Here is a 25,358-nt window from a genome sequence, read left to right as displayed (position 1 = left end):
CGTGGGGGGCCACGCAGTCTGTTCCGGCGCAGGGGGCCCGCGACATTGCCCCTAGGGGCAATGGATCAATGCGGGATGCGGCCGGAAGACAACAACAGGATCGCCTTCTCGAGCGGCAGGAACACGAACAGGCTGTGGTCCACCCCGTCCAGGATGTGGCGCCAGTCGCCGATCGCCGGTTCGGGCACCACCACGCTGCCGCACAGGCGGGACTCGGGCATCTGCCGGTCCATGTCGCGCGGCGGCAGGCAACAGGCAGGCAGGAAGGCCACTGTGGCGCCCTGCCGGTACACGGACAGCTTCATCGCACTTCCCCCGAAGGACACTTCCGGCGGTCCCGGCCGCCTCGCGGAACATCGCGAGGAATGGCAGAGCTTGTGGGCCCTGTGTGTACATCAACGTAGCGTGATGGCGTGCCGGACAACCGTTCGTCGGTCAGCGCGCGCATTCGCGCGAATCCGCACGAAACAGGCCGCCGCAACGCGCCTCCGGGCCGCGATACCCCACCGCATGTATGCTTCGCCGTCCCCGCAGATGAGGTGGTGCATGGCGAAGTTCGGCAGGCTTGTGGCGTCCGCCACGTTCCTTTTGGTCACCCTCGCCGCGTGCGGCGGCGGCCCGGTCAAGCGCGTGTCCGAACCCGCGGCGGGCATCCAGCAGCTCACGGTGCGCGCCGACGGCCAGTGGTCGGTGGACCTGCGGATCGACAACTTCAGCAGCGTGCCGATGCGCTTCGACGCCGCCTCGCTCGTGCTCACCATCGGGGGCGAGAACGCGGGCACCCTGGCCGCCAACCCGGGCCTGACCATCGGGCCGGAATCGGCGGACGTGGCCACCCTGACCCTGGCGCCGTCGTCGGCCGCCCGGATCACCGTCGCCGACGCGCTGTCCAACCGCCGCGAACTCGCCTACACGCTGAAGGGCACGCTCGACGCCGGCCCCGAAGGCGAGAAGTCGCGCCAGTACCGCATCGATCGCTCGAGCGCCCTCAACCCCGCCCCCGGCTTGCCGGGCGTGCTGCGCTGAGGACGGACGGACGATGGGAAGCTCCTACCGCGCACCGCTCGACGACATGCGCTTCGCCCTGTACGACGTGCTGGGCGCCGAAACCCTGTTCGCGCAACTCGGCTTCACCGACGCCACGCGCGACGTGGTCGACGCGATCCTCGACGAAGGCGCGCGCTTCAATGAAAACGTGCTGGCCCCGCTCAACGAGATCGGCGACCGCGTCGGTTGCACCTACGACAAGGCGACGGGCGACGTGCGCACGCCGCCGGGCTTCCGCGAGGCCTACGCGAAATTCGTCGAAGGCGGCTGGAGCGGGCTGGTGTCGCCGGTGGAATTCGGCGGCCAGGGCATGCCGCACCTGGCGGGCCTGCCGCTGAAGGAAATGATCGACGCCGCCAACCTGGCGTGGGGCAACTTCCCGCTGCTCTCGCACGGCGCGACCGAAGCGCTGGTGCACCACGGCGAGGCCTGGCAGCGCGAAGTCTTCCTCAAGCCCATCGTCGACGGTCGCTGGACCGGCACGATGTGCCTCACCGAATCGCATTGCGGCACCGACCTCGGCCTGCTGAAGACGCGCGCCGAACCGCAGGCGGACGGCACGTATTCGATCACCGGCACGAAGATCTTCATCACCGCCGGCGAGCACGACTTCACCGACAACATCGTGCACCTGGTGCTCGCGCGCCTGCCCGATGCGCCGGCGGGCGTGAAAGGCATTTCGTTGTTCATCGTGCCGAAGATGCAGGTCTCGCGCGACGGCGTGGTGGGCCAGCGCAACGCGGTCCGCTGCGGTGCGCTCGAACACAAGATGGGCATCCACGGGTCGGCGACGTGCGTCATCAACTTCGACGGCGCGCAGGGGTATCTGATCGGCGCGCCGAACAAGGGCCTCATCGCGATGTTCACGATGATGAACACCGCGCGCCTCGCGGTCGGCCTGCAGGGCCTCGGGCTGTCGGACCGCGCGTACCAGAACGCATTGCGCTACGCGCGCGAACGCTTGCAGATGCGTTCGCTGTCGGGCCCGAAAGCGCCAGACAAACCCGCCGATCCGATCATCGTGCACCCCGACGTGCGCCGCATGCTGCTCACGTGCAAGGCGCTGATCGAAGGCGGTCGCGTGCTCGGGTACCACGCCGCGTCGCTGGTCGACATCACGTCGCATTCGACGGACGAAGCGCAGCGCACGGAAGCCGATGCGCTGCTCGGGTTCGTCACGCCGATCGTCAAGGCGTGCCTCACCGAGTGGGGCGTGGAATGCACGTACCACGCGATGCAGTGCTTCGGCGGCCACGGCTACATCGCCGAGCACGGCATGGAACAACTCGCACGCGATGCCCGCATCACCACGCTGTACGAAGGCACCACCGGCATCCAGGCGCTGGACCTGGTCGGCCGCAAGATCATGCAGCAGCAGGGCGTGGGCCTGCGCGTGTTCCTCGGGATGATCGATGCGTTCTGCCGCGAGCACGCCAGCAACGAAGCGATGGCCGAATTCACCGGTCCGCTGCGCGAGCTGGCCAACGACTGGCAGGCGCTGACGATGCAGGTCGGGCAGCGCGCGGTGGGCAACGCGGAGGAAGTGGGCGCGGCGTCGTACGACTACTTGTTCTATTCCGGCTACGCGGCGCTGGCCTACTGGTGGGCGCGCAGCGTCGCGGCGGCCGATGCGTCGGATCGACCGGCCGCGTTCAAGCAGGCCAAGCGCGACACCGCGCGCTTCTATTTCGCGCGCGTGCTGCCGCGGACGAAGGCCCATGCGGCGATGATCGCCAGCGGTGCGGGCCCGGTGATGGCGATGGCCGCGGACGCGTTCGGGGACTGACGGAACCGGGATGCCGGGTAGGCATCCCGTCATCAAAGGGGTATAAGCTCGGTTGCGTATGGAGACGGATACAGTCCAGCGCACGCCCGGGATCCTCCGCGTTGTCGGATCCGACGCTTCGACGTCGGCCGAATCCGCATCGGCATCGCCCACCGATGCACCGCGCATCGCCACGCTCCACGCGGTCCGCCTCCTTTCCCTCGATGCCCACGGCCGCGTCCTCGACTGGATGAGTTGGCAGGACGCCGCATGCCTGTATGCACGCGGCGCGGTGGCGTGGACCCTCGGCGATCCCTGCCTCACCGTGCATGGCGGCACGTGTCGCGCCACCGGCGCGCAGAGCACCATCGACCTGCATCCCATCGTCGCCGCGCGCGGGCATGCGCGTCCGCATGCGCTCGATCCCACGCCCGCGCTGACCAACGCCGCGCTCTTCGCGCGCGACCAGCACCTGTGCCTGTACTGCGGCCATGAATTCCCGCGGCCGCACCTCACGCGCGACCACGTGATGCCGCTCTCGCGCGGCGGGCGCGACACCTGGGAGAACGTGGTGTCCGCGTGCTTCCACTGCAATTCGCGCAAGGGCGGCCGCACGCCGCAGCAGGCGAGCATGCCGCTGCTCGCCGTGCCGTATCGCCCGAGCTGGATCGAGCACCTGATCCTGTCCAACCGGCACATCCTCGCCGACCAGATGGCGTTCCTGAAGTCGCACCTGCCCAAGCGCGCACGCGCCTTCGGCTGACCGCCCCCGCGGGCACCCACCGGGGCCCGAATCCCGCGCGCGGCACGCTACACTCGCGACCTTTCCCGTTTTCCGGATCGCGACATGGCATTGACGCTCGGCACCACCGGCATGGATTCCGCCACCGAGGCGGAACTGCGCTCGGCCTTCCAGCAGGCAAACGCAGGCCTGGGCAACCGCTGGCAGCTGGTGGACGAGGGGCAGGCCGACTATGTCGTCGTCGACATGGACAGCATGTACGGCCCCATGAGCTGGCTGCGGCTGCACGCCGCGGGCAAGCAGGTGATCGGCCTGACCTCGGCGCCGCGCACGCAGACCGACTTCCGCCTCGAGCGCCCGATCGATGCCAACGGCGTGTCCGCGCTGCTCGTGCAGATGTCCGGCGGCGCCGTCGCCCCGCAGGCCGCCGCCGCGCCGATGCCCTCCGGCATGAGCCCCTCGCCGGTCCCGAACGACCAGCTGCCGGAAGAAATGCCGCAGAAGCCGCGCGAAGACCTGCGTCCGCCGGCGCCCGCGCCGAAGCTCCCCGATTCCGTCCAGGCCGGCACGCTGGCCCCGACCTCCATCGAGCCGCCCAAGCCGGCCCCGGTCGCCGCGGCGCCCGCGCCCGCGCCGGTCCCGCCGCCGCCCGCACCGCCCGCACCGCCTGCCCCGCCGGCACAGCGTCGCCTCGCCGACTGGCTGGCCGCGGGCGAGATCGAAGGCCGCGTGCGCTACCAGCGCGGCGCCGGCCCGGCCCTGCTGATCGACGGCCGCGAACGCACCTACCACGGCCCCGCCGCGCTCAAGCCGCTGGCCGGTTACTTCGATTCGCCCGTGTCGCGCGGCGACTTCGGCGCGATCGACGACGCCACCTGGGCCCGCGAATCCGGCCCGCTCGGCGCCGCGCAACCGCTGCAGCGCCTGGAGTGGTACGGCGGCCTGCTGGCCGGCAAGGGCAAGCTGCTGCCGGGCGTGGAATCCGACGCGAAGTTCAAGCTCGGCAAGTGGCCGCAGACCGAACGTGAATTCCCGAAGCACTTCCGCGTCGCCACCGCGATGATGAAGGGCCCGGCCACCATCGACGAACTCGTCGCCGCCAGCGGCGTGCCCACCGAGGACGTCGTGGATTTCGTCAACGCCAACCTGGCCACCGGCTTCGCCGAAGTGGTGCAGGACGCGCCGGAACCGGATGAACCGCAGAAGGGCGGGCTGTTCGGGCGACTGCGCGGCAAGTGACGCAGTGGCCCACGCAAAGCGTGGCGAGCCGCTGCGCCATCCCCGCGAAGGCGGGGATCCAATCGCTCGCATGAAGCGTGGATTCCCGCATTCGCGGGAATGACAGGCCTCAGGGCTACAATCTGCCCCCTTTGCATGACCGTCGCGGCCCCCTCCCTCGATGATTGATTCCACGCGCTATCCGCGCCTGTCCCGGATTTCGGTCCCGGCAGACCTCCGCCAGTTCGACGAAGACCAGCTCCCGGCCATCGCCGAGGAGTTGCGCGCCTACCTGATCGAATCGGTCGGCCGCAGCGGCGGGCATTTCGGCGCGGGCCTGGGCGTGATCGAACTCACCGTCGCCCTGCACTACCTCTACGAAACGCCGGACGATCGCCTGGTGTGGGACGTCGGCCACCAGTGCTACCCGCACAAGATTCTGACCGGCCGCGGCGAACGCATCCACACGGTGAAGCAGAAGGACGGCGTCGCGCCGTTCCCGAAGCGCGAAGAGAGCGAATACGACACCTTCGGCGTCGGCCATTCGTCCACGTCGATCTCCGCCGCGCTCGGCATGGCGATCGCCAACGCGCGCGCCGGCAACGAACGCCGCGTCGTGGCGATCATCGGCGACGGCGCGATGACCGCGGGCATGGCGTACGAAGCGCTGAACCACGCCGGCGGCATGGAACCCGAGCCCAACCTGCTCGTGGTCCTCAACGACAACCGCATGTCGATTTCCGAGAACGTCGGCGGTTTGACGAAGATGCTCGGCCGCATGACGGGGTCGAAGACGCTCAACGCGATCCGCGAAGGCGGCAAGAAACTCCTCGGCGACAAGAACAACCCCACCGCGCGCTTCGTGCGCCGCTGGGAAGAACACTGGAAGGGCATGTTCGTGCCGTCCACGCTGTTCGAGGAAATGGGCTTCCACTACACGGGCCCGATCGACGGACACGATGTCGATGCGCTCGTCGCGACGCTGAAGACGCTCAAGACCCTCAAGGGTCCGCAGCTGCTCCACATCATCACGACGAAGGGCAAGGGCTACGAACTCGCCGAAGGCGACCAGATCGGTTACCACGCGGTCGGTCCGTTCGATCCCGCGCAGGGCCTGGTGAGCAAGCCCGGCGCGAAGAAGCCGACGTACACCGACGTGTTCGGCGACTGGCTGTGCGACATGGCCGCGGCCGACGACACGCTGCTCGGCATCACGCCGGCAATGCGCGAAGGCTCGGGGCTGGTGCGCTTCAGCAAGGAATACCCGGAGCGCTACTTCGATGTCGCGATCGCGGAACAACACGCGGTGACGCTCGCCGCCGGCATGGCGTGCGAAGGCGCCAAGCCCGTCGTGGCGATCTATTCGACGTTCCTGCAGCGCGGTTACGACCAGCTGGTGCACGACGTGGCGATCCAGGACCTCGACGTGCTGTTCGCGATCGATCGTGGCGGCGTCGTCGGGCCCGATGGCGCGACGCATGCCGGCAACCTCGATTTGAGCTACCTGCGCTGCGTGCCGAACATGGTGGTGATGGCGCCGGCCGACGAAAACGAATGCCGGCAGATGCTCACCACCGGCTTCAGGCACGTGGGCCCGGCCGCGGTGCGCTATCCGCGCGGCACCGGTCCCGGCGTGGCCGTGCAGGAATCGCTCGACACACTGCCGCTCGGCAAGGCCGACGTGCGCCGCAAGGGCACGCGCCTGGCGTTGCTCGCGTTCGGCGCGATCGTGCCGGCCGCGGAGAAAGTCGGCGAAGAACTCGGGCTTACCGTCGTCAACATGCGCTTCGTGAAGCCGCTGGATCGCGCGTTGCTGCTCGAACTGGCGCAGTCGCACGAAGGCTTCGTCACGATGGAAGACAACGTGGTCGCAGGCGGCGCCGGTTCCGGCGTGGCAGAACTGCTGGCCGCCGAAGGCATCGCCCTGCCCCTCCTGCACCTGGGCCTGCCCGACCATTTCCAGCACCACGCGAGCCGCGAGGACCTGCTGGCCGAAGCGGGCCTGGACGTCGCCGGCATCCGCGCGGCGGTGACCGCGCGCTGGCCGCAGCTCACCTCGCCCACCGCGAAGACCGCCGCGGGCTGACGCCCAGCGGCAGTGCGCCCGGGACTTTCACCCGGGCTATGCATGAGCCACCGGAGAGTGCCGGGACCTACACGTCCTGGCGATCCCATGCTGTCTTCCCGGCAAGTCCTTGCACGCGCCATCGCGGCCACCCTGGTCGCCGTCCCGGCGCTGCTGCTGATGGGCGCGCGGCCGATCCAGCAGGAGGACGGCCTGGGCGCGACCCGCGCACAGCGCCTGGTGATCGCGGGCGTCGCCGATCCGCGGTTGCAGCCCGCGATCCCGGGAACGCTTTCCACCAATCCCGACAGCCTCGTCATCGTGACCGCGCACTGGCGCAATCGCGCGCAGTTGCGGCGCATCGCGTCGAAGTTCCAGCACGTCGCGGTGGACGAGGCGAATCGCACGGCGCGCGTGGAAGCCAGCGCGGAAGACCTGCTGTTCCTGCGTCGCCTGGGCGTGCGCTTCGAACTCGACCAGGCCTCGACGCTGCGCATGCAACGCGCCGATGCCGCGATGGCGCGCGCGCCGACCACCACGATCATGAAGGACGGTCGCCGCCTCACGACGGGCAATTCGATCCCGCAGTTCGCGTGCTACCGCACCGTCGAGGAAACCTATTCGACGATGGACGAACTGGTCGCGCTGCGCCCCACGATGGCGCGCGTGGTCGACATCGGCCCGACCTGGACGTGGCAGAAGACCGGCGGCACCGGCGGCCATCGCATGCGCGTGCTGCGCATCAACAACAGCGCGACCGATGCCGCGTTGCCCAACAAGCCGAACATGGTGGTGCTGGCCGCGATCCATGCGCGCGAGTACACGACCGCCGAACTGACGACGCGCTTCGCCGAATGGCTGGTGCGCGACTACGGCATCGATCCCGATGCCACGTGGCTCGTCGACAACTTCCGCTTCCACTTCATCCTGCAGGCCAACCCGGATGGCCGGAAGAAAGCCGAGTCCGGCCTGTCGTGGCGCAAGAACACCGACACCGACAACGGCACGTGCAGCGCGAACAGCTACGGCGTTGACCTCAACCGCAACTTCACGTGGGCGTTCGGCCAGGTGCCCGACGGCTCCAGCGGCGATGCGTGCGATGCGACCTATCGCGGGCCCGCGGCGGCGTCGGAAATCGAAACCGTGAACCTGATGCGCTACATCCTCGGCACGCGCGGCACCAATGGCGAGTTCACCGGCGGCGTGCTGCCCGACCAGCGCACCGACAGCGGCACGGCACCGGCCAACTATCGCGGCCTGTTCCTCGACATCCACAGCTTCTCGCAGCTGGTGCTGTGGCCGTGGGCGAACACGAGCACGGCCGCGCCGAACGGCCCGGCGCTGCGCACCATGGGCCGCCGCCTGGCGTACTTCAACGGCTATGCGCCCAAGCAATGGATCGGCCTGTATCCCGCCGACGGCACCAACACCGACACGGTGTACGGCAGCACCGGCGCGCCGAGCTACACGATCGAACTGGGCCAGGAGTTCTTCGAGGACTGCACCACGTTCGAGACCAGCACGTATCCGAAGAACATCGACGCGCTGAAGTACGCGGCGCGTTCGCTGTTCTCGCCGTACACGTTGCCGGGCGGGCCGGACACGACGGAGATCGCCGTGTCGGCGCCCACCGTGCCGCGCGGCAAGGCCATCGCGGTGTCGGCGTGGGTGGACGATGCGCGCTTCAACCAGAACAACGGCGCCGAACCGGTGCAGAACATCGCCAGCGTGCGTGCGTACCTCGATACGCCGCCGTGGGCGACCAGTCCGAATGCGTTCGTGATGGCGGCCAACGACGGCGCGTTCAACAGCAGCCGCGAACTGGCGACGGTCACGATCCCGACGGGCGCCCTGCGCGCCGGCCGCCACATCGTCTACGTCACCGGCACCGACGCCAACGGCAGCCCGGGCACGCCGCGCGCGGTGCTGTTCAACATCATCGAGCGCTCCAAGCCCATGCCGGCGACCCCCGCGCCCTGACACTTGTGCGACCCCGGGGGCCGGCGCACGATGGCCCGGCCCTCCCCGCCTCCCCGAGGCATGCGTGTCCAGCGAACGCTACGTCGCGCTCCGCCAGTTGTTGAATGGCGATACACGCCGGCTGCTGCGGCTGCTCGACATGTTCGCGGCCACCACGCGCAAGGATCTCGACGTCCTCGACCAGGCGCGCCGCAACGGCGACGCGAACGCCATCGCGTTGTCCGCGCACCGGTTGAAGTCGGCGCTCGCGCAGGTGGGTGAACCGGAAACGGCGCAGGCCCTGCAGTCGCTCGAGGATGCAGCGCAGGGACGGCGGTTCTCGCCGGCGTTGTCGGATCACGCAGCAAAGTTGCATGCGCGCATCGCGGACCTGCTCCGCGCGGTCGAAGCCTACATCGCGTCCGATGGCACCGTTGACATCGACTGACTGGGCCTTGCTGGGCGTCGCGCTGCTCGCGACGGTGGCGGCGATCGTGCTCGTCGTGCGCCATCGCAGGCTGGACGCACGCTTGCGCGCCGCCGAATCGCAACATCGCCGCCTCGACGAAGTCACCAGCAAGGTCCCCGGCGCCATCATCGAATTCCTGGTGCGCTACGACGGTACGTCGGCGTTGTTGTTCGCCAGCGCCGGCGCCGAGGAGATGTCGGGCTTGCCGGTCGAAGTGATGCTGCAGGACTACGCGAACTTCGAAGCGCTGATGGATCCGGACGACGTCATGCCCATCCGCGAACAGGTCGCCGCCAATGCGCGCGCGATGATGCCGGCACGCGTCGAATATCCGATCCGGCATGCGAAGACGGGCGAGCGCCGCTGGCTCACCGCGTTCGGCGTGCCCACGGCGGTGCCGGAAGGCGTGTTGTTCCGCGGCCACTGCCTGGACATCACCGCGCAGCACGAGACGGAAGTCGAACTCGCGCAAGCCCTGTCCGACCTCAAGGAAGCCAACCGCATCGCCGAAGACGCCGCCGACGCGAAGGCCACCTTCCTCGCCAACATGAGCCACGAGATCCGCACGCCGATGAACGCGATCATCGGCATGTCGCACCTGCTGCGCGACGCAGGGCTGCCGGCGCGCGAACAAGGCTGGGCCGACCGCATCCACCAGTCGGGGCAATTCCTGCTGCGCGTGATCAACGACATCCTCGACGTGTCGAAGATGGACGCCGGCATGTTGCGCATCGAGCACGTGCCCTTCGCGCTCGGCGAAGTGCTCGACATGGTGAGTGCGATGACCACGCCGCGCGCGACCGCGAAAGGCCTGGCTGTGCGCGTGGACGTCGGCGACGACGTGCCGCCGCACCTGGTCGGCGATCCGGTGCGCGTCGGGCAGATCCTGATCAACTACGTCGGCAACGCGATCAAGTTCACCGACGCCGGGGAAGTCGCGCTCGCCGTGCAGGTGCTGGCGCGCGACGGCGATCGCGTGCGCTTGCGATTGCGCGTGCGCGACACCGGCATCGGCATCGCGGCGAAGGAACAGCAGGTGTTGTTCCAGGCGTTCCGGCAAGCCGATGCATCGACGACGCGGCGCTTCGGCGGCACGGGCCTGGGATTGGCGATCGCGCAGCGCCTCGCGGCGTTGATGGGCGGCGACGTCGGCGTGGAGAGTGCCCCGGGGAAAGGTGCGACGTTCTGGGTGGACCTCGGCTTCGGCGTCACCGATGCCGCGGCCGTGCACCGCACGCACGACGCACCGGGCGCTGCGACGCCCGCGGAACTCGCCGCCCTCCGCGGCCGCCGCGTGCTGCTGGCGGAAGACAACGCGTTCAACCAGGACGTCGCGCGCGTGCAACTGGAAATGCTGGGCGTGGACGTGGACATCGTCGACGACGGCGAACAGGCGGTCGCGCGCGCCCTCGCCGGCGATTACGCGCTGGTGCTGATGGACATGCAGATGCCCGTGCTCGACGGCTTGCAGGCGACCGAAGCGATCCGGCGGCGCATCGATGCGCGCCGGCTGCCGATCATCGCGATGACCGCGAACGTGCTGGAGCACGATCGCAAGCGCTGCGAAGTCGCGGGAATGGATGACTTCATCGGCAAGCCGTTCGAGCCGGTGGCGTTGCGCACCATGCTGTTGAAATGGTTGCCACCCGTCGTTGCCTGAAGCGATGTTGCAACGCGCAAGAACGCAACCAACCTGCGTACGCGGACACCGCATCGCAGGTGCCAATGGGGGAGACACCCGAGGTTTGCACCGCCCGTCGGCATTCCATTAGTTGGGTCACCAACGTCACTGTCAATGCGGCGTTGGCACGCGCATGGTCAGGCTTCGGTCCCAGGCGACTCCCCCGCGTCGCTGCCGAGCTTCAGGAGACACGTCATGCGATTTGCACAAATTGCCGTACTGTCCCTCGCAGTCCTGGCGGTCGGATCGACCGTCGCGCAGGAGTTGAGCACCATCGAAGTCCGCGCCGAGGAATCGGACCGCACGCTCACGATGGCGTGCGTCAATCCCGAGAAGCCGAGCCTCAAGGACGTGGAGCAGGTGCTGGCCATCGCCGACCCGGCCCAGACGCCCGCGCTGCGCACCAAGCTGATGGCAGCGGCCGCCGAAGCGTGCGCGCAGAAGCAGCCGAAGATCCTCGTGCAGCGTGGCGCCAACGGCGCGCTGGTCTGGAAGCCCCTGAGCTGAGCGACACCGCGTGGCGGCCCCGCGCTGCGGGGCCGTCGATGCGAGGGCTGCGCCTGAATTAAGATCGCCGGGACTTCCCGCAGGAACTTCCGGATGAACCCGACGCCGACGGACACCACCGCCGACACCGTGATCGCGCCTGCGCGCTTGCCGCGCCAGGTGCCCTACATCATCGGCAACGAAGCCTGCGAGCGCTTCTCGTTCTACGGGATGCGCAACATCCTGGTGCAGTTCCTCGTGTCGAGCGTGATCCTGGCCTACGTGCCGGCCGGCGATCGCGAGGGCGCCGCGAAGGACATCTTCCACAGCTTCGTCATCGGTGTGTACTTCTTCCCGCTGCTGGGCGGTTGGCTGTCGGATCGCTTCTTCGGCAAGTACAACACCGTCTTCTGGTTCTCGCTGGTGTACTGCGCCGGGCATGCGTGCCTGGCGCTGTTCGAATCCGATCGCACGGGTTTCTACACGGGCTTGTTCCTGATCGCGTTGGGGTCCGGCGGCATCAAGCCGCTGGTGGTGTCGTTCGTGGGCGATCAGTTCACCACGTCCAACAAGCACCTGGCGAAGGTCGTCTTCGACGCGTTCTACTGGACGATCAACTTCGGGTCGTTCTTCGCGTCGCTGCTGATGCCCTTGTTCCTGCGCAGTTACGGGCCGGCGGTGGCGTTCGGCATCCCGGGCGTGCTGATGCTGGTCGCGACGGTCATTTTCTGGTCGGGCCGCAGGCAATACGTGCGCGTGCCGCCTGCGACGAACGATCCGCATTCCTTCCTCAACGTGGCGCGCACGGCGTTGACGTCCACGCAGGGCGAAGGGCGGCCCGGCCTGTACGTCGCGGCGTTCGGCGGCGCGCTCGCGGTGGCGATGTTGATGTGCTGGGCGATCGGGCCCGCGTTCTGGCCGGAGGATTTCGGCTTCGTCATCACCGCGTGCCTGGCGCTGGGCGTGCTGATCGCGTGCGGCGGGTTTGGCACGTCGCTGCAGCTGGAACGCGCACGCGGCCGCCATCCCGACGCCACCGTGGACAGCGTGCGCGCCGTGCTGCGCATCCTGATCGTGTTCGCGCTCACCACGCCGTTCTGGTCGCTGTTCGACCAGAAGGCCTCCACCTGGGTGCTGCAGGGCAAGGACATGGTCGTGCCGCACGACCAGTGGTGGTGGCCGAGCTTCCTGGTGAAGGAAGCCTCGCAGATGCAGGCGCTCAATCCCGCGCTCGTGATGCTGATCATCCCGTTCAACAACCTCGTGCTGTATCCCGCGCTGCGGCGCATGGGCTTCGAACCCACGGCGCTGCGCCGCATGGGCACGGGCATCGTGTTCGCAGGCGTGGCGTGGATCGCCGCCGGCGTGCTGCAGCTGTGGATGGATGGCGGGCAGCAGGTGTCGCTGGCGTGGCAGATCGCGCCGTACCTGCTGCTGACGTTCGGCGAAGTGCTGGTGTCGGCGACCGCGCTGGAGTTCGCCTACAGCCAGGCCACGCAGTCGATGAAGGGCGTGATCATGGCGTTCTGGTACCTCACCAGCACGTTTGGCAGCCTGTGGGTGCTGCTGACCAATGCCGGCGTGCGCAACGACACGGTGACGGCGCACATCGCCACGACCGGGTTGAGCGAGAACGCGTTCCTGATGTTCTTCTTCGCCGCGTTCGCGTTCGCGGCGGCGATCGGGTTCGCGTGGTACGCGCGCAGGTATCCGATGCAGGACAACTACCTGCGGGAAGGGGCTGCGGCCTGAGCAGAAGCCCCGCATCGCGGGGCTCCCGAGGACCGGGATCGGATCACGCCCCGCCGGACGAGGCCTGCGTCATCTTCTCGATCACCTGGTCGAGGCTGAAGCTGGCCGCCTTCTGCCGCGGCGGGAACTCCTTGAACGTCGCCAGGAACTCCCCGACGATCGACTGCGCCGGCACCAGCAGGTAGATGTGCCGGAACATCCAGTCGTAGAACGTGTTCGACGTGATCTGCGCGCGTTCGTACGGATCCATCCGCATGTTGAAGATGTACGGCGTGCGCAGCACCACGAACGGCTCCTGCCAGATCTTCAGCGTGCCGGTGACCCGCTGTTCCATGAAGAGCATCTTCCAGTTGTCGTAGCGCACCGCGGCGACGTCGCCTTCGTCCGTGAAATAGATGAAACCGGGGCGCGGGCTCTTCTTTACCTTGCCCGTCAGGTACGGCAGCAGGTTGTAGCCATCCAGGTGCACCTTGAAGGTCTTGCTGCCGATCTTCAGGCCCTTCTTGAGCTTGTCCTTGATGTCGGCGTCGCCCGCCATCGCCACGATGGTGGGGAACCAATCCAGGTGGCTGACGATTTCATTGGATTCGCTGCCGGCCGCGATCTTGCCGGGATAACGCACCATCAGCGGGACGCGATACGCGCCTTCCCAGCTCGAGTTCTTCTCGTTGCGGAAGGGCGTGGTGCCGGCATCCGGCCACGTGTTCATGTGCGGCCCGTTGTCGGTGCTGTACTGCACGAACGTGTTGTCCGCGATGCCGAGCTCGTCGAGCAAATCGAGCATCGCGCCGATGCACTTGTCGTGGTCGATCATCACGTCGTGGTACTCGGACTGCCATTGGCCGGACTGCCCGCGGCTCTCCGGCTTCACGTGCGTCCAAGCGTGCATGTGCGACGTGTTGAACCACACGAAGAACGGCTCGCCCGCGTCGTGCGCGGCCTGGATGAACGTCTTGGCCGCGGCCATGAAGTCGTCGTCGATCGTTTCCATCCGCTTCTTCGTGAGCGGGCCGGTGTTCTCGATCTTCTGCCCGCCCTTGCCGTCGGCCCAGCAATGCAGCACGCCGCGCGGTCCGTACTTCTTCTTGAATTCGGGGTAGTTCTTTTCGCTCGGATAGTCGACTTCCTCGGGCTCTTCCTCTGCGTTCAAGTGGTAGAGGTTTCCGAAGAATTCGTCGAACCCGTGCATGGTCGGCAGGTGTTCGTCGCGATCCCCCAAGTGGTTCTTGCCGAACTGGCCGGTGCGATAGCCCATCGGCTTGAGTGCTTCGGCGACGGTGATGTCGTCGGCCTTGAGCCCCAGCTCCGCCCCCGGCAACCCCACCTTCGTCAGGCCGGTGCGCAGGCCGCATTGGCCCGTGAGAAAAGACGCGCGACCGGCCGTGCAGCTCTGCTCGGCGTACGCATCGGTGAAGATCATGCCTTCCCTGGCGATGCGGTCGATGTTGGGGGTGCGGTACCCCATCATCCCCTTCGTGTAGCAACTCAGGTTCGACTGACCGATATCGTCGCCCCACATCACGAGGATGTTCGGCTGCTTCGTCTTGGTGGCCACGTGCATGCTCCTCGAAGATCGACCGCGGAATGCAGGGATCGAGCGGCGAAGCATGTCGTGGCGCGCACGTGGCGGGAAGCCGAGAACTACTGGAACGCGATTACGTAAATCTACTGCGGCGCGCGACGTACGGACGCTGGTGGCAAGCTCATCCGCGCGCGCGCGGATTCACCATTGCACGCGCGCCCCGAGCGTTGCCTGGCCGCGATCCATGTCGGTGCCTTGCAAGGCGTGGCCCCACGCGACGCTGCCGAACCACGAGAGCTTCGCGCTCGTGCGCACTTCCACGCCGAGGTCGAGCGTGGCCGCAAGGCCGCTTGCGTGGTTCGGGAACTGGCGGGCCGAACCGCCCTGCGCCATCACCGACAACGCATCGGCATTCTCGCCGAAGGTGTCTTCCAGCCCTGCGACCACCCACGGCTGCCAGTGCGTGCCGCCGGTGGTGTCGAAGCCGCGCTCGACGCGCATTTCGGCGCGCGCGGTGCCGACGACGTCGTCGGCGATCACCAGGACCTTGTCGCTTGCATCCACCAGGTCGCGCCAGTGCAGCCCGATCGCGCCCAGCGTCAGTTGCGGATCGAAGCGCCAGCCCGACGCCGTCGTGAAGGCGCGTCCCGTGCGCACGTGCAGGCCGACGCTCTCGCCGACGACATCCTGCGAGAACCCATCGGGCGCGTGCACCGTGCCTTCGTTGAGCTGGCCGATCGCGGTGGCATCGACATGCCAGCCGCCGTTGGGGTCGTACGACCCATAGGCACCGAAGGCGTGCGTTTCGGTGCGCACGTTCGCGCCGGCGACGGCGGGGATCGGTGAAGAGTTCTCGCCGGTCGTCCAGTAGTCGCCGCGTTGCAGGCCGATGAACACGCCACCGCGGAAATCGTCGTTCGCCGATTCGTGCCCGAAGATGTCGGCGCCCATGAACAGGGACAGGCTGTCGCCGCTGAAGGCCGCGCCGGGATTCGCGCCCAGTTCCACTTCGTCGGCGGACACCGCGGCCCATGCACCGTGGCAGTCGTCGAACTGCAGGGTCCCCTGCGCCGGCTGCTTGTCCTTGTCGTGGCCGCAACGATCCTCGCGCGTCGCTCCCATGTGCCCGAACGCGAGTTGTCCTGCGCTGCGCGCGGCGAGCAACGTCGTCGCAGGCAGCACCGCATAGCCCGGCACTTCCGGCAGCAGGCCGAGGTCTTCTTCCCCGAACGCTTCCGTGCGCAGGTACCAGTCGCCATCCGCCGCGTCCTGCGCGAAGCCCCAGTTCAACACGCTGCCCGGCAGGCGCACGAATCCGCCCCCGGTGCGCGCGGTGGTGAACGTGCCCTCGCCCGCCACGTCGTGCGGACTGTCGATCACCTTGATCGTGGTGGGCTGCGTGACGCTGGTGCCGTCGCTGTCGAAGGCGATGCGCGTCGTGCCGTGCACGTCGCCGCTGACATCCAGGCCGCCCGCGGTGCCGTTGCCGGGCGACACGACGAGTTGCAGCAACGCATCGCCGCTGCCGGTGTAGTCGCCGGCGATGGCGAGTCGTCCGCCTTCGACGCGCACGATGCCCGCGTTGTCCACGTCGCCGTCGACCTGCGCGCCGGGCAGGCCGCGCAGCATCGACGTTGCATCGATCGCGAGCACGCCGCCCGACAGCGGCAGCGCTTGCGCCAGCGAGAGGACGGAACCGGATTGCAGCGAGACGCGCTCGAACGCCGTCATCGGCGCGAGCGCGGCGCCGTCGACGTCCATCGCGTCGAAGGCCAGGACGTCGTCGCCCGCGCCGCCGTCGAGCGCGGTGATGCCGCCGAGATTGCCGCCGCGGAACGTCACCGCATCGTTGCCGTCGCCGAACGCCAGCGCGCCGAGCACGGTGCCTGCGGAATCGAAGGTGTCGTCGCCCGCAGTCCCGAGGAACGTGCCGTCGATGCGCAGCGTGTCGTTTGTCGCCAGCAGCGTGTGGTGGCTGACGAGCGTGCTGCCTGCGTCCACGGCGAGCGTGCCGCCGAGGATCTGCGTGTCGTCGAAGCCTTCGTCGCTGGACAGGCGCAGTTCGCCATCGCCGTGTTTCACCAGCGACTCGAAGTGCACCGTGGGGCCCAGCACATCGGTGCCCGCGGCGACCTGCGCTTCGATCGTGTCGGTGCCATCGCCGCCGTCGATCGCCTGCGCCAGTGCTTGCGTGTCGGCGCTGTCGTGCAGCAGCAGGCGATCGTCACCGGCGCCGAGGTCGACCAGGCCGTCGCCTTCCACGTGCCCGCCGACATCCATGACGTCGGCACCCGCGGTGCCGGCGACCTGCCCATCCACGCGCAGCGTCGTGCCTTGCGCGATCGTGAGCTGCGCAACGTCCACCAATGCGGCCGGTGCAGCGACATGCAGTGTGCCGCCCTGCACGTTCACGACGGCGAACGCGGACGGCACGGCGCCATCGATGTCGAGCTGGCCGGCGCCGGTTTTCAGCAAAGCGTCGAAGTTTTCCGCACTGCCGAGCGTTGCGCTCGTCGCGATGTCCGTCTGCAACGTATCGGCGCCCGCGCCGCCATCGACGAGGCCCGTGACGACCGAGGCATCTTCGACGACGAACAGGTCGTCGCCATCGCCCAGCGACAACGTGCCGCCGCCGGTATCGAGGCGGCCGGCGACGTCGAGCAGGTCGTCGCCATCGCCGAGGTCGCCGCTGACGAACGCCTGTCCACCGGCGCCGACGAACACCTGGTTGCGCCCCGTGCCCGTCAACAGCGCGGGCGTGACGTCGCCGTCGGAGAGCAGGCCGTCCACGCGCAGCGTCGTGCCGTCGCCGAGCGCCATCGTCGGTGTATCGAGCGCGCCGTCGATGTCCAGCGTGCCGCCCTGCACGACGGTGCCGTTGTCGAACGCGCCGGTCCCGCTGAGCGTCGCCACGCCTGCGCCGTCCTTGCGCAGGCGTTCGAAGTTGATGGTGTCGCCGGCATCGAAGGCGAGCGCCGTCGCCGAGTCCAGCACCACGGTATCCCCGCTGCCGTGCGATCCACCGCTGACGATCGCGTGCAATGCGGCGCCGTCGTGCAGCGTCAGCGTGTCCTCGCCGGCACAGAGGTCGATCGTGCCCGCGCCTTCGACGGTGCCCGCGACGTCCATCGCATCGTCGCCATCGCTGCACCCGTACGCGCCATCGACATGGAGCGTGGCGCCCGCCCCGACATGCGTCGCGAGCGCACCACCGGGCGTGCCGACGATCTGCCCGGCCGGCCCGATCGCGAGCGTGCCGCCGAGGACATCGACGTCGGTGAAATCCGACATCGCCGGTCCATCGACGTGCAGCGTGCCGACGTTGGTCTTCGACAGCGACTGGAAGCGCGCCACGCCACCGAGCGTCGCGCTGGTGGCGATGTCGGTGACGAGCGTGTTGCTGCCCGTCCCACCATCGACGGCGGTCGTCAAGCCGCTGAAGTCCGCGCCATCCTGGATCGTCAGCGTGTCGTTGCCCGCGCCAAGGTTGAACGCGCCGCTGCCGGAGACGATGCCGGCGATCGTGGCCGTGTCGTCGCCCGCGGTGCCGGTGATGTTGCCGCCCGCATGCAAGGTGGCGCCGCTGGCGACGACGAGATCCTGCATCTGCAGGCTGGCGGTGCCGGCGATATCGAGCACGCCGCCGTTGACCGCGACGGAGTCGAACGTGGCCGGGCCGGCGATCTGCATGGTGCCTGCGCCGGATTTCCCGAGCGACTCGAAGCCGGCGACGCCGCCGAACGGCACGAGGTTGCCCGTCGACACATCCACATCGAGCATGTCGTTGCCGGCGCCCGCGTCGAGGTTGCCGATCACTTGCGTCGTGTCGTGCGTGCGGAACACGTCGTCGCCCGCGCCCAGCGCAAACGTGCCGGCGCCGGTGTTCAACGTGCCTGCGAGGTCGAAGACATCGTCGCCGTCGCCGAGATCGCCCGACGCAGCCAGGGTTGCGCCCGCACCGACGAGGATCGTGTTCGTGCCCGACGAGCCGGTGATCGTGGTGGGCGACACGCTGCCATTCACCTGCAACGTCGTGTCGTCCGCCAGCGACAGCGACGGCGTCGCGAGCGTGCCGTCGACGACCAGCGCGCCGCCGAGGACGCGCGTGCCGCCGGTGAAGGCGAGGTTGTTCGTGAGCGTCGCCGCGCCGGCGCCCTGCTTGTCGAGGAATTCGAAGTTCGTGGTATGCGCGCCATCGAACGCCATCGCGGCATTCGCGTCGAGCACGATCCGGTCGCCGACGGCGTGCGGGCCGCCATCGATCGAGTCGGTGAGGACGGAGCCATCGGAGAGCGTGAGCACGTCGTCGCCTGCGCCGAGCGCGATGGGGCCGGTGCCGCTGACCGTGCCTGAAACGCGGAACGTATCGTTGCCGGCCGTGCCGTTGTACGCGCCCGCGACGTCGAGCGTCGCGCCTGCGGCGACGGTCGTGTCGCGCGCGGCGATGCTGCCGCCCGAGGTGACGGCGAGCAGGCCGCCGTTGACCTGCACGGTGTTGAAGCTCGCAGGCCCGTTCACCTGCATCGTGCCGGCCCCGGATTTGCCCAGCGATTCGAAACCGGCGAGACCACCGAACGGCACGACGAACCCGGTGTCCACCGTCACGTCGAGCAGATCGTTGCCCGCGCCCGCGTCGATGTTGCCGTTGACCGCCGTGGTGTCGTACGTGCGGAAGATGTCGTCGCCCGCGCCGAGCGAGAACACGCCGGCATCGACATTGAGCGTGCCCGCCAGGTCCAGCGTGTCCGCGCCATCGCCGAGGTCGCCGGTGGCGTGCAGCGTCGAACCGGCGGCGACGACGATCGTGTTGGCCCCCGCGCTGCCGGTGATCGCCGTCGCCAGGCCACCGCTTGCGCCCACGCTGCCCTGCACATCGAGCACCGTGCCGTCGCCCAGGCCAAGCGTCTGCGTCGTCAGCGCGCCCTGCACGGCGAGCGTGCCGCCGTTGACCTGCGTGGACGCGAACGTGTTGGCGCCCTGCAACGTGGCGACGCCGGTGTTGTCCTTCAGCAGCGTTTCGAAATTGATCGCGCGCCCGGGCGTGAGCGTTAGGGCGCCGCTGTTCGCCAGGTGCAGCGTGTCGGCGCCGGTCTGCGGTCCGCCATCGAACACGCCGGTGTAACCCGACAGGTCCACGTCGCCGAGCGTCAGCGCATCGTTGCCGTTGCCGAAGGTCATGTTGCCGGCGCCGCTGATGACGCCGGACAGCGTCGCGACGTCCGCGCCGTCGCCGAGATCCAGGCCACCCGCGCCCACGTCGAGCGTGCCAGACGACAGCACGGTGTCGTTGCCGTCGCCGAGCGATCCGCTGGTGCGCAACGTGCCGGTGCTGCCGACGCGCAACGTGCTGTTCGTGCCGGCCACGTTCGACAACAGCGCGGTGGTTCCTGCATTCGACTGGAACGTGCCATCCACGTCGAGCGTCGCGTTGCCCATCAGCAACGTGTCGCCGCGCAGGCCGCCATCCACGTCGAGCGTCCCGCCCGTCACGGCAACGCTGCCGACGGCGTTCGTCGCCGCCGACAGCGTCGTCGTGCCCACCCCGACCTGCGCCAGCGTGCCCGCACCGGTGATCGGCTGCGTCACGCTGTAAGCGTTGTTGCGCGCGAAAGCGAGCGTGGCGCCGCCCGCAACGGTGACGGCGCCGTTGCCGAGCGTGCCCGTCGCGCCATTCATGCCGACTTGCAACGTGCCCGCATCGATCTGCGTCGCGCCTGCGTAGGTGTTGTTGGCCGTCAACGCGAGCGTGCCGGTGCCGAGTTTCTGCAAGCCGCTCGCGCCTGCGCCGGACAGCGTGCCGCGCAGTTCCGCATCGATCGCCGCGCTGCCATCCGCCACATCGACCGCGCGCAACGCCCCCGCGAACGCGATCGGATTGAGGAACGCCACGGTGCTGTCCGACGTCGCGTGGCCGAACAGCAGGCTCTGCCCGCCGGGGACGAAGCCCCCGGTATTCCACGTCACGCCCGCGCCGGCGCCGCCCAGGTTCACGCTGCGATTGCCGCCGAACGCTGCGAAACCGCCCGCGCCCGTCCAGCGCACGCCGTGCACGAATACATCGTCGCCGCGCAGCGCGACGCCGACCGTGCCGTTGTCGCTGAAGGATTTCGCGACCGTGGTGAGCCCGCGACTGAAGTCGCCGCTCGCCGCGGTGAGGCCGAGCACGCCGCCGTTGAACATCAGCAGGCTGCTCATCGGCGTCGACACGACATACGTCGGGTGCGAACCGGCCGTGGACGTCACGCCGAACCCGCCGGTGATCGCACCGGCGCTGCCGGCGACGAGCAGGCCGCCGCCGAGCGTCGTGTTGCCGGTGTATGCAGGCGCCGCCGCGTTGATGGTCCACGTGCCGAGACTCGACTTCGTCAGGCCGGTCGCGTTGCGGTTCTCGTTGTTGGCGCCGGAGAAATCCGCGAGCGCGGCGGAGAACACGTTCGCGCCGGTGTTCGTACCACCCAGCGTCCACGTCGCGCTGCCGCTGCCCGATGCACCGGTCGGCGCCATCGCGGCGGTCGAGGTGAACGCGACCGCGCCGGTGCCGCTGGATTCCAGGCCGGACGTGTTGTTCAACTGGATCGCGCGGTTGGTGCTGCCGCCGGTGCCGATGTAACGAAGCGTGCCCCCGCCCGCGAGCAGGTTGGCCGCCGCATTGGTGCTGCTGCCGATGCTCGATGCGATGCCACCGTTCTGCAGGCTCGTCACTTCCAGCACGCCGGCGTTGAACGCGGTGACGCCCGTGTACGTGCTGGCGCCGTTGGCCAGGCGCCAGGTGTTGGTGTCGAGCTTGGTGATGCCCAGCACGCCGCCGCCGGTATTCGTGACGACGCCGGTGAGCTGGTTCGACAACGCGGCGCTGCTCGTGCCGCGCAAGGTGAGCGTGTGCGCGCCGGCGGCGGCCGTCGCGCCGTTGAGCGACCACGCACCGGTGCCGTTGGCGGACAACGTGGCGTTCGACGTGCCCAGCGTGAAGCTGCGGTCGCTGGATTCACCCGCGCCGGTGTAGGTCAGTGCGCCGGAGTTGAAGACGAGGTTGCCCGCCGCGTTGCTCGCCGCACCCAGGTTGCCGGCGACGCCACCGTTGCCGATGCTTGCGACCACGACCGTGTCGCCCGTGATCGTGGTGACGCCGGTGTACGTGTTGGCGCCGGAGACCGTCACTTGTCCGCCGCCCTGGTAGAGCACGCCGCCGCCGCTGCTCAGCACGCCGCTCAGGCGCGCGGTGCCGCCCGCGCCGATGTTGATCGTGCGCACGGCGCCGTTGAGGTTGATCGGATTGCGGACATCGATCTCGGCATCGCCTGCATTGGTGGCGGCGAGGTTCAACCAGCTGCCGGTCGGCACGAAGTTGCCCGCGCCCCACGTCACGGTCGCGCCCGCGCCGCCGAGGTTGACGAAGCGATTGCTGCCCGCGGCGGAGAAGCCCCCGTTGCCCGTCCATTGCACCTGGTTGGCGCCGGTACCGAGGGCGCGCGTGAAGTCGCCGCTCGTGGCGGTGAGCGCAAGCGTGTCGCCCGTGGCGTTCGCGGGCCCTGCGATGTTGATGCCACCCGCGGCCGATGCGGCGTTGGCGTTGTTGAGCAGCACGTTCGCGTAGTTGCCGGCGCCCTGCAGCACCAGGCTGCCGGTGTACGTATTCGCCGCGGACAACTCGAGCAATCCGCTCGTCGCACCGCTCACGCTGCCGCCGATGCGGAGGTTGCCGGCGCCGGAGACCACGCCGGAGATCTTCGCGCGCGCGTTCGTGCCGCCGACGATGCCGTTGTAGACCGCGAGGTCGTAGTTGGTCCCCGCCGTCGGCAGGACGAGCGCGTTCTGGAAATCCAGCGTGCCGCCGCCGAGCGTGCTGTTGCCGGTGCCCAGCATCAACTGGTTGCCGGTGGCGACGAAATTCGGCGTCACGCCCCAGGTCAACGCGGCACCGGCCCCGCCGAGGTTCACGACCTGCGTGCCCGCGTTGACCGAGGCAAAGCCGCCGCTGCCGAGCCACTGCACCTGGTTGGCGCCGGTGCCGGGCGCGCGCGCGAAGTTCGACGTCGACGACGTGAGACCCGCGACCGCGCTCCACGCGCCCGATGCCGTGCCGTTGAACTGCAGGTTGCTGTTGGGCGAAAGCGCGCTGGCGTTGTTGAGCGCGAGCGCGCCGCTGGTCACCTGCGTCGCGCCGGTATACGTGTTCGCGCCGCTGAAAATGGTGCCGCCGGTGACGGTCGCGGACAGGACGTTGGCGCCCGTGTTCGACCATGCGCCGGTCTGCGTGATGCCGGCGATGGACACCGTGGTGTTCGCGGTCAGCGTCGGCGTGCCGCTCCACGTGCCGTTGCCGCCGAGGAAGATCGTGCCGCCGTTGGCCGTCAGGTTGTTGGCGTAGGTCGTCGAAAGGAAGTTGATGCCCGCGTTCGGCGACACGACGAGGTTGGCCGCGGCGGTGCCTGCCAGGCCGAGCGCCTGCGCGTTGTTCAACGCCAGCGTGCCCTGCTGCACCTGCGTCACGCCGGTGTACGTGTTCGCGGCGTTGAGCTGCAAGGTGCCCGTGCCGCTTTTCGCCATGCCGGCCGTGCCGGCGATGACGGACGTGATGTTCGACGTGGTGGCGGTGCTGATCGTGGGCGTCGTGCCGCCCAGCGTCAGCACGCCGCCGGTGATCGTGTAGACCGTGGTGTTGAACGTGAGGTTGCGTGCCGTGACGCCGCCCGCCGCGATCGTGACCGTGCCCGCCGCGCCGCCGAACACGGCGTCATTCGGGATCGCGTTGTTCCAGCCGATGTTCGCGCCGGCGGTGGCCGCGGTGTCCCAATTAGTCGTGCCGTTTTGCCACGTGCCGTTACCGCCGTCCGCATTCGCGGTGGAATCGGTGCCGTCCCAGAAGATGCTTTGCGCCTGCGCACTCGCGAACGGGCCGAGGCACAACGCACTCGCGAGGAGCCAGCGCTGCAACGTCGGCGTGGTCGCCTTGCGTGCGCTGCCGCCGCGCCGTTTGCGCGACGCCAGTTCCGACACGACCACCCACGCACCGACTTCGTCGGACCACACGACCTGGAAGACACGATTCATGCACCGCCCCTGTTCCGCACGACGAACGACGTGCGCGAGGCGAATCTACGCGGCGGAATCTTCTTGCGGTGGGTGGGATATCCACGCGTGGACGAGGCGCGTTTTTGTCACGCAGGCATCGGGGCAACGCACGTTCAGTCGCGCAGCAGGTCCAGCGTGGTGGCGAGCGCGTCTTCCCATTCGGGCAATGCGATGCCGAAGTCGCGGCGGATCGCGGTGGTGTCGAGCACGGAGTACGCGGGGCGCGCGGCCGGCGTCGGGTATTCGCTGCTCGGGATCGCCACGACGCGCGGCGCTTTCGGCAGCACGCCACGCGCGACCGCGCCGGCGAAGATCGCTTCGGCGAATCCGTGCCAGCTCGTCTGCCCCGTGGTGGTGAGGTGCCAGAGGCCGGAACGCGTCACCGGGCGGCGCAGGATTTCCACCGTCACTTCGGCCAGCAACCACGCGGGCGTCGGCGAACCGACCTGGTCGGCCACCACGCGCAACTCGTCGCGCTCGGCGCCCACGCGCAGCATCGTGCGCAGGAAGTTGTGGCCATGCACGTCGTACACCCACGCCGTGCGGAAGATCATGTGGCGCGCGCCGCTGCGCTCCACCGCTTCTTCGCCCGCACGCTTGCTGCGGCCGTAGACGCCGAGCGGCGCGGTGGGATCGTCTTCGCGCAACGGCTGCGTGGCCGTGCCGTCGAACACGTAGTCCGTGGAGTAATGCACCAGCAACGCGTCGCGCGCGGCGCAGGCCGCCGCGATCCGTGCAGGGGCTTCGGCGTTGATGCGCTGCGCGAGGTCGGGTTCGCTCTCGGCCTTGTCGACCGCGGTGTGCGCGGTGGCATTGACGACGATGTCGGGCGCGTGGCGCTCGATCATCGGCGCGATCGCGTCGAGGTCGGTGAGGTCGAGCGGATCGCACGTGCCGCCGTCGGGCAGCGTGCCCGTGAGCGTGGTGCATTTCACGTCGCCGATGGGCGACAGCATCGCGCGCAGGCGCGTGCCCAGTTGTCCGTCGCCGCCAAGCAGCAGGACTTTCTTCATGGCACCGCGTTCGGCGCGAAGACCGGCAGGCGTTCGGCCGGCACGTCGGCGAGGAACGGCGCGGCGGCGTCCTTCTCCGACAGCGCGGGATGGCCGATCGGCCAATCGATCGCGAGTGCCGCATCGTTCCAGCGGATGCCGGCATCGGCGGCCTTGTCGTAGCCGGCGGTGCACAGGTAACTGAAGAGCGCCGTGTCGGACAGCACCGCGAAGCCGTGCGCGAAGCCTTCCGGCACCCAGAAGTGGCGCTTGTTCTCCGCGCTCAGCACTACCGCGGTGGATTGGCCGAACGTGGGCGAGCCGCGGCGGATGTCGACCGCCACGTCGTACACCTCGCCCTGCAGCACGCTGACCAGCTTGCCCTGCGGATTGGGCCACTGGTAATGCAGGCCGCGCAGCACGCCGCGCGTGGACGAGGAGACGTTGCTCTGCACGAACTTGGCCGGCAGGCCGAGCGCGCCGAATCGATCGGCGTTCCAGGCTTCATAGAAGAAGCCGCGCGCATCGCCCCACACCGCGGGTTCGATGATCACGCACCCCGGCAACCCCGTCTCGATCACTTTCATG

The 25,358-nt window shown here is 68.8% G+C and carries 15 protein-coding genes; 10 read left to right on the top strand and 5 right to left on the bottom strand.

Annotated features, from left to right (window positions below; translation table 11 throughout):
• Positions 1-65 precede the first annotated feature (65 nt).
• The gene (locus LYSHEL_RS09790; RefSeq protein WP_213433865.1) at positions 66-305 is read right to left on the bottom strand and encodes a hypothetical protein; all 240 of its coding nucleotides are present in this window, start codon (positions 303-305) and stop codon (positions 66-68) included.
• A 241-nt stretch (positions 306-546) separates the two neighbouring features.
• Between LYSHEL_RS09790 and LYSHEL_RS09785 the strand changes: the two genes are divergently transcribed.
• From LYSHEL_RS09785 to LYSHEL_RS09740, 10 genes are all read left to right on the top strand, one after another.
• Positions 547-1,026: an LEA/WHy family protein gene (locus LYSHEL_RS09785; protein WP_213433864.1), complete on the top strand. Its 480-nt coding sequence runs from the start codon at positions 547-549 to the stop codon at positions 1,024-1,026.
• A 13-nt stretch (positions 1,027-1,039) separates the two neighbouring features.
• Positions 1,040-2,833, top strand: coding sequence for an acyl-CoA dehydrogenase C-terminal domain-containing protein (locus LYSHEL_RS09780; RefSeq protein WP_213433863.1), 1,794 nt, complete (start codon positions 1,040-1,042; stop codon positions 2,831-2,833).
• 58 nt (positions 2,834-2,891) lie between these two features.
• Positions 2,892-3,575, top strand: coding sequence for an HNH endonuclease (locus tag LYSHEL_RS09775; protein ID WP_213433862.1), 684 nt, complete (start codon positions 2,892-2,894; stop codon positions 3,573-3,575).
• Positions 3,576-3,659: 84 nt separating this feature from the next.
• The gene (locus LYSHEL_RS09770) at positions 3,660-4,793 is read left to right on the top strand and encodes a hypothetical protein (RefSeq protein WP_213433861.1); all 1,134 of its coding nucleotides are present in this window, start codon (positions 3,660-3,662) and stop codon (positions 4,791-4,793) included.
• Positions 4,794-4,953: 160 nt separating this feature from the next.
• Positions 4,954-6,858, top strand: a complete 1,905-nt coding sequence (gene dxs, locus LYSHEL_RS09765; protein ID WP_213433860.1) for a 1-deoxy-D-xylulose-5-phosphate synthase — start codon at positions 4,954-4,956, stop codon at positions 6,856-6,858.
• 87 nt (positions 6,859-6,945) lie between these two features.
• Positions 6,946-8,817: a M14 family zinc carboxypeptidase gene (locus tag LYSHEL_RS09760; RefSeq protein ID WP_213433859.1), complete on the top strand. Its 1,872-nt coding sequence runs from the start codon at positions 6,946-6,948 to the stop codon at positions 8,815-8,817.
• Positions 8,818-8,881: 64 nt separating this feature from the next.
• Positions 8,882-9,244 carry an Hpt domain-containing protein gene (locus LYSHEL_RS09755; protein WP_213433858.1) on the top strand — a complete coding sequence of 121 codons (363 nt, stop codon included), beginning with the start codon at positions 8,882-8,884 and terminating at the stop codon, positions 9,242-9,244.
• Positions 9,231-10,925 carry a PAS domain-containing hybrid sensor histidine kinase/response regulator gene (locus LYSHEL_RS09750; protein WP_213433857.1) on the top strand — a complete coding sequence of 565 codons (1,695 nt, stop codon included), beginning with the start codon at positions 9,231-9,233 and terminating at the stop codon, positions 10,923-10,925. Before LYSHEL_RS09755 ends, LYSHEL_RS09750 begins: the two co-directional genes overlap by 14 nt.
• Before the next feature lie 216 nt (positions 10,926-11,141).
• The gene (locus LYSHEL_RS09745; RefSeq protein WP_213433856.1) at positions 11,142-11,453 is read left to right on the top strand and encodes a hypothetical protein; all 312 of its coding nucleotides are present in this window, start codon (positions 11,142-11,144) and stop codon (positions 11,451-11,453) included.
• Between the two features lie 93 nt (positions 11,454-11,546).
• Positions 11,547-13,184, top strand: coding sequence for a POT-type proton-dependent oligopeptide transporter (locus LYSHEL_RS09740; RefSeq protein WP_213433855.1), 1,638 nt, complete (start codon positions 11,547-11,549; stop codon positions 13,182-13,184).
• A gap of 43 nt (positions 13,185-13,227) precedes the next feature.
• Here LYSHEL_RS09740 and LYSHEL_RS09735 read toward each other — a convergent pair whose 3' ends face one another.
• From LYSHEL_RS09735 to rfbC, 4 genes are all read right to left on the bottom strand, one after another.
• Positions 13,228-14,745 (bottom strand): arylsulfatase, encoded by a 1,518-nt coding sequence (locus LYSHEL_RS09735; RefSeq protein WP_213433854.1) that lies wholly within the window; start codon positions 14,743-14,745, stop codon positions 13,228-13,230.
• A gap of 162 nt (positions 14,746-14,907) precedes the next feature.
• The gene (locus LYSHEL_RS09730) at positions 14,908-23,757 is read right to left on the bottom strand and encodes an autotransporter-associated beta strand repeat-containing protein (RefSeq protein WP_213433853.1); all 8,850 of its coding nucleotides are present in this window, start codon (positions 23,755-23,757) and stop codon (positions 14,908-14,910) included.
• Positions 23,758-23,891: 134 nt separating this feature from the next.
• A complete protein-coding gene (gene rfbD / locus LYSHEL_RS09725) occupies positions 23,892-24,791 on the bottom strand; it encodes a dTDP-4-dehydrorhamnose reductase (RefSeq protein ID WP_213433852.1) in 900 nt (299 codons plus the stop codon).
• The gene (gene rfbC / locus LYSHEL_RS09720) at positions 24,788-25,357 is read right to left on the bottom strand and encodes a dTDP-4-dehydrorhamnose 3,5-epimerase (RefSeq protein WP_213433851.1); all 570 of its coding nucleotides are present in this window, start codon (positions 25,355-25,357) and stop codon (positions 24,788-24,790) included. The genes rfbD and rfbC overlap by 4 nt, the downstream gene beginning before the upstream one ends.
• Position 25,358: the final 1 nt, after the last annotated feature.

Origin of the sequence: Lysobacter helvus (genome assembly GCF_018406645.1) — a bacterium.
Lineage (GTDB): Bacteria > Pseudomonadota > Gammaproteobacteria > Xanthomonadales > Xanthomonadaceae > Noviluteimonas > Noviluteimonas caseinilytica.
Note: the sequence above shows the minus strand (reverse complement) of the source record. Positions and strands in the feature narration are given on the sequence as shown.

Excerpts from the sequence above, each read along its gene's own strand:
- LYSHEL_RS09730 (WP_213433853.1), bottom strand. The coding sequence starts at position 23,757 with ATGAATCGTGTCTTCCAGGTCGTGTGGTCCGACGAAGTCGGTGCGTGG.
- LYSHEL_RS09735 (WP_213433854.1), bottom strand. The coding sequence starts at position 14,745 with ATGCACGTGGCCACCAAGACGAAGCAGCCGAACATCCTCGTGATGTGG.
- LYSHEL_RS09740 (WP_213433855.1), top strand. The coding sequence starts at position 11,547 with ATGAACCCGACGCCGACGGACACCACCGCCGACACCGTGATCGCGCCT.
- LYSHEL_RS09775 (WP_213433862.1), top strand. The coding sequence starts at position 2,892 with ATGGAGACGGATACAGTCCAGCGCACGCCCGGGATCCTCCGCGTTGTC.
- LYSHEL_RS09790 (WP_213433865.1), bottom strand. The coding sequence starts at position 305 with ATGAAGCTGTCCGTGTACCGGCAGGGCGCCACAGTGGCCTTCCTGCCT.
- LYSHEL_RS09780 (WP_213433863.1), top strand. The coding sequence starts at position 1,040 with ATGGGAAGCTCCTACCGCGCACCGCTCGACGACATGCGCTTCGCCCTG.
- LYSHEL_RS09785 (WP_213433864.1), top strand. The coding sequence starts at position 547 with ATGGCGAAGTTCGGCAGGCTTGTGGCGTCCGCCACGTTCCTTTTGGTC.
- rfbD (WP_213433852.1), bottom strand. The coding sequence starts at position 24,791 with ATGAAGAAAGTCCTGCTGCTTGGCGGCGACGGACAACTGGGCACGCGC.
- dxs (WP_213433860.1), top strand. The coding sequence starts at position 4,954 with ATGATTGATTCCACGCGCTATCCGCGCCTGTCCCGGATTTCGGTCCCG.
- LYSHEL_RS09770 (WP_213433861.1), top strand. The coding sequence starts at position 3,660 with ATGGCATTGACGCTCGGCACCACCGGCATGGATTCCGCCACCGAGGCG.
- LYSHEL_RS09760 (WP_213433859.1), top strand. The coding sequence starts at position 6,946 with ATGCTGTCTTCCCGGCAAGTCCTTGCACGCGCCATCGCGGCCACCCTG.
- rfbC (WP_213433851.1), bottom strand. The coding sequence starts at position 25,357 with ATGAAAGTGATCGAGACGGGGTTGCCGGGGTGCGTGATCATCGAACCC.
- LYSHEL_RS09745 (WP_213433856.1), top strand. The coding sequence starts at position 11,142 with ATGCGATTTGCACAAATTGCCGTACTGTCCCTCGCAGTCCTGGCGGTC.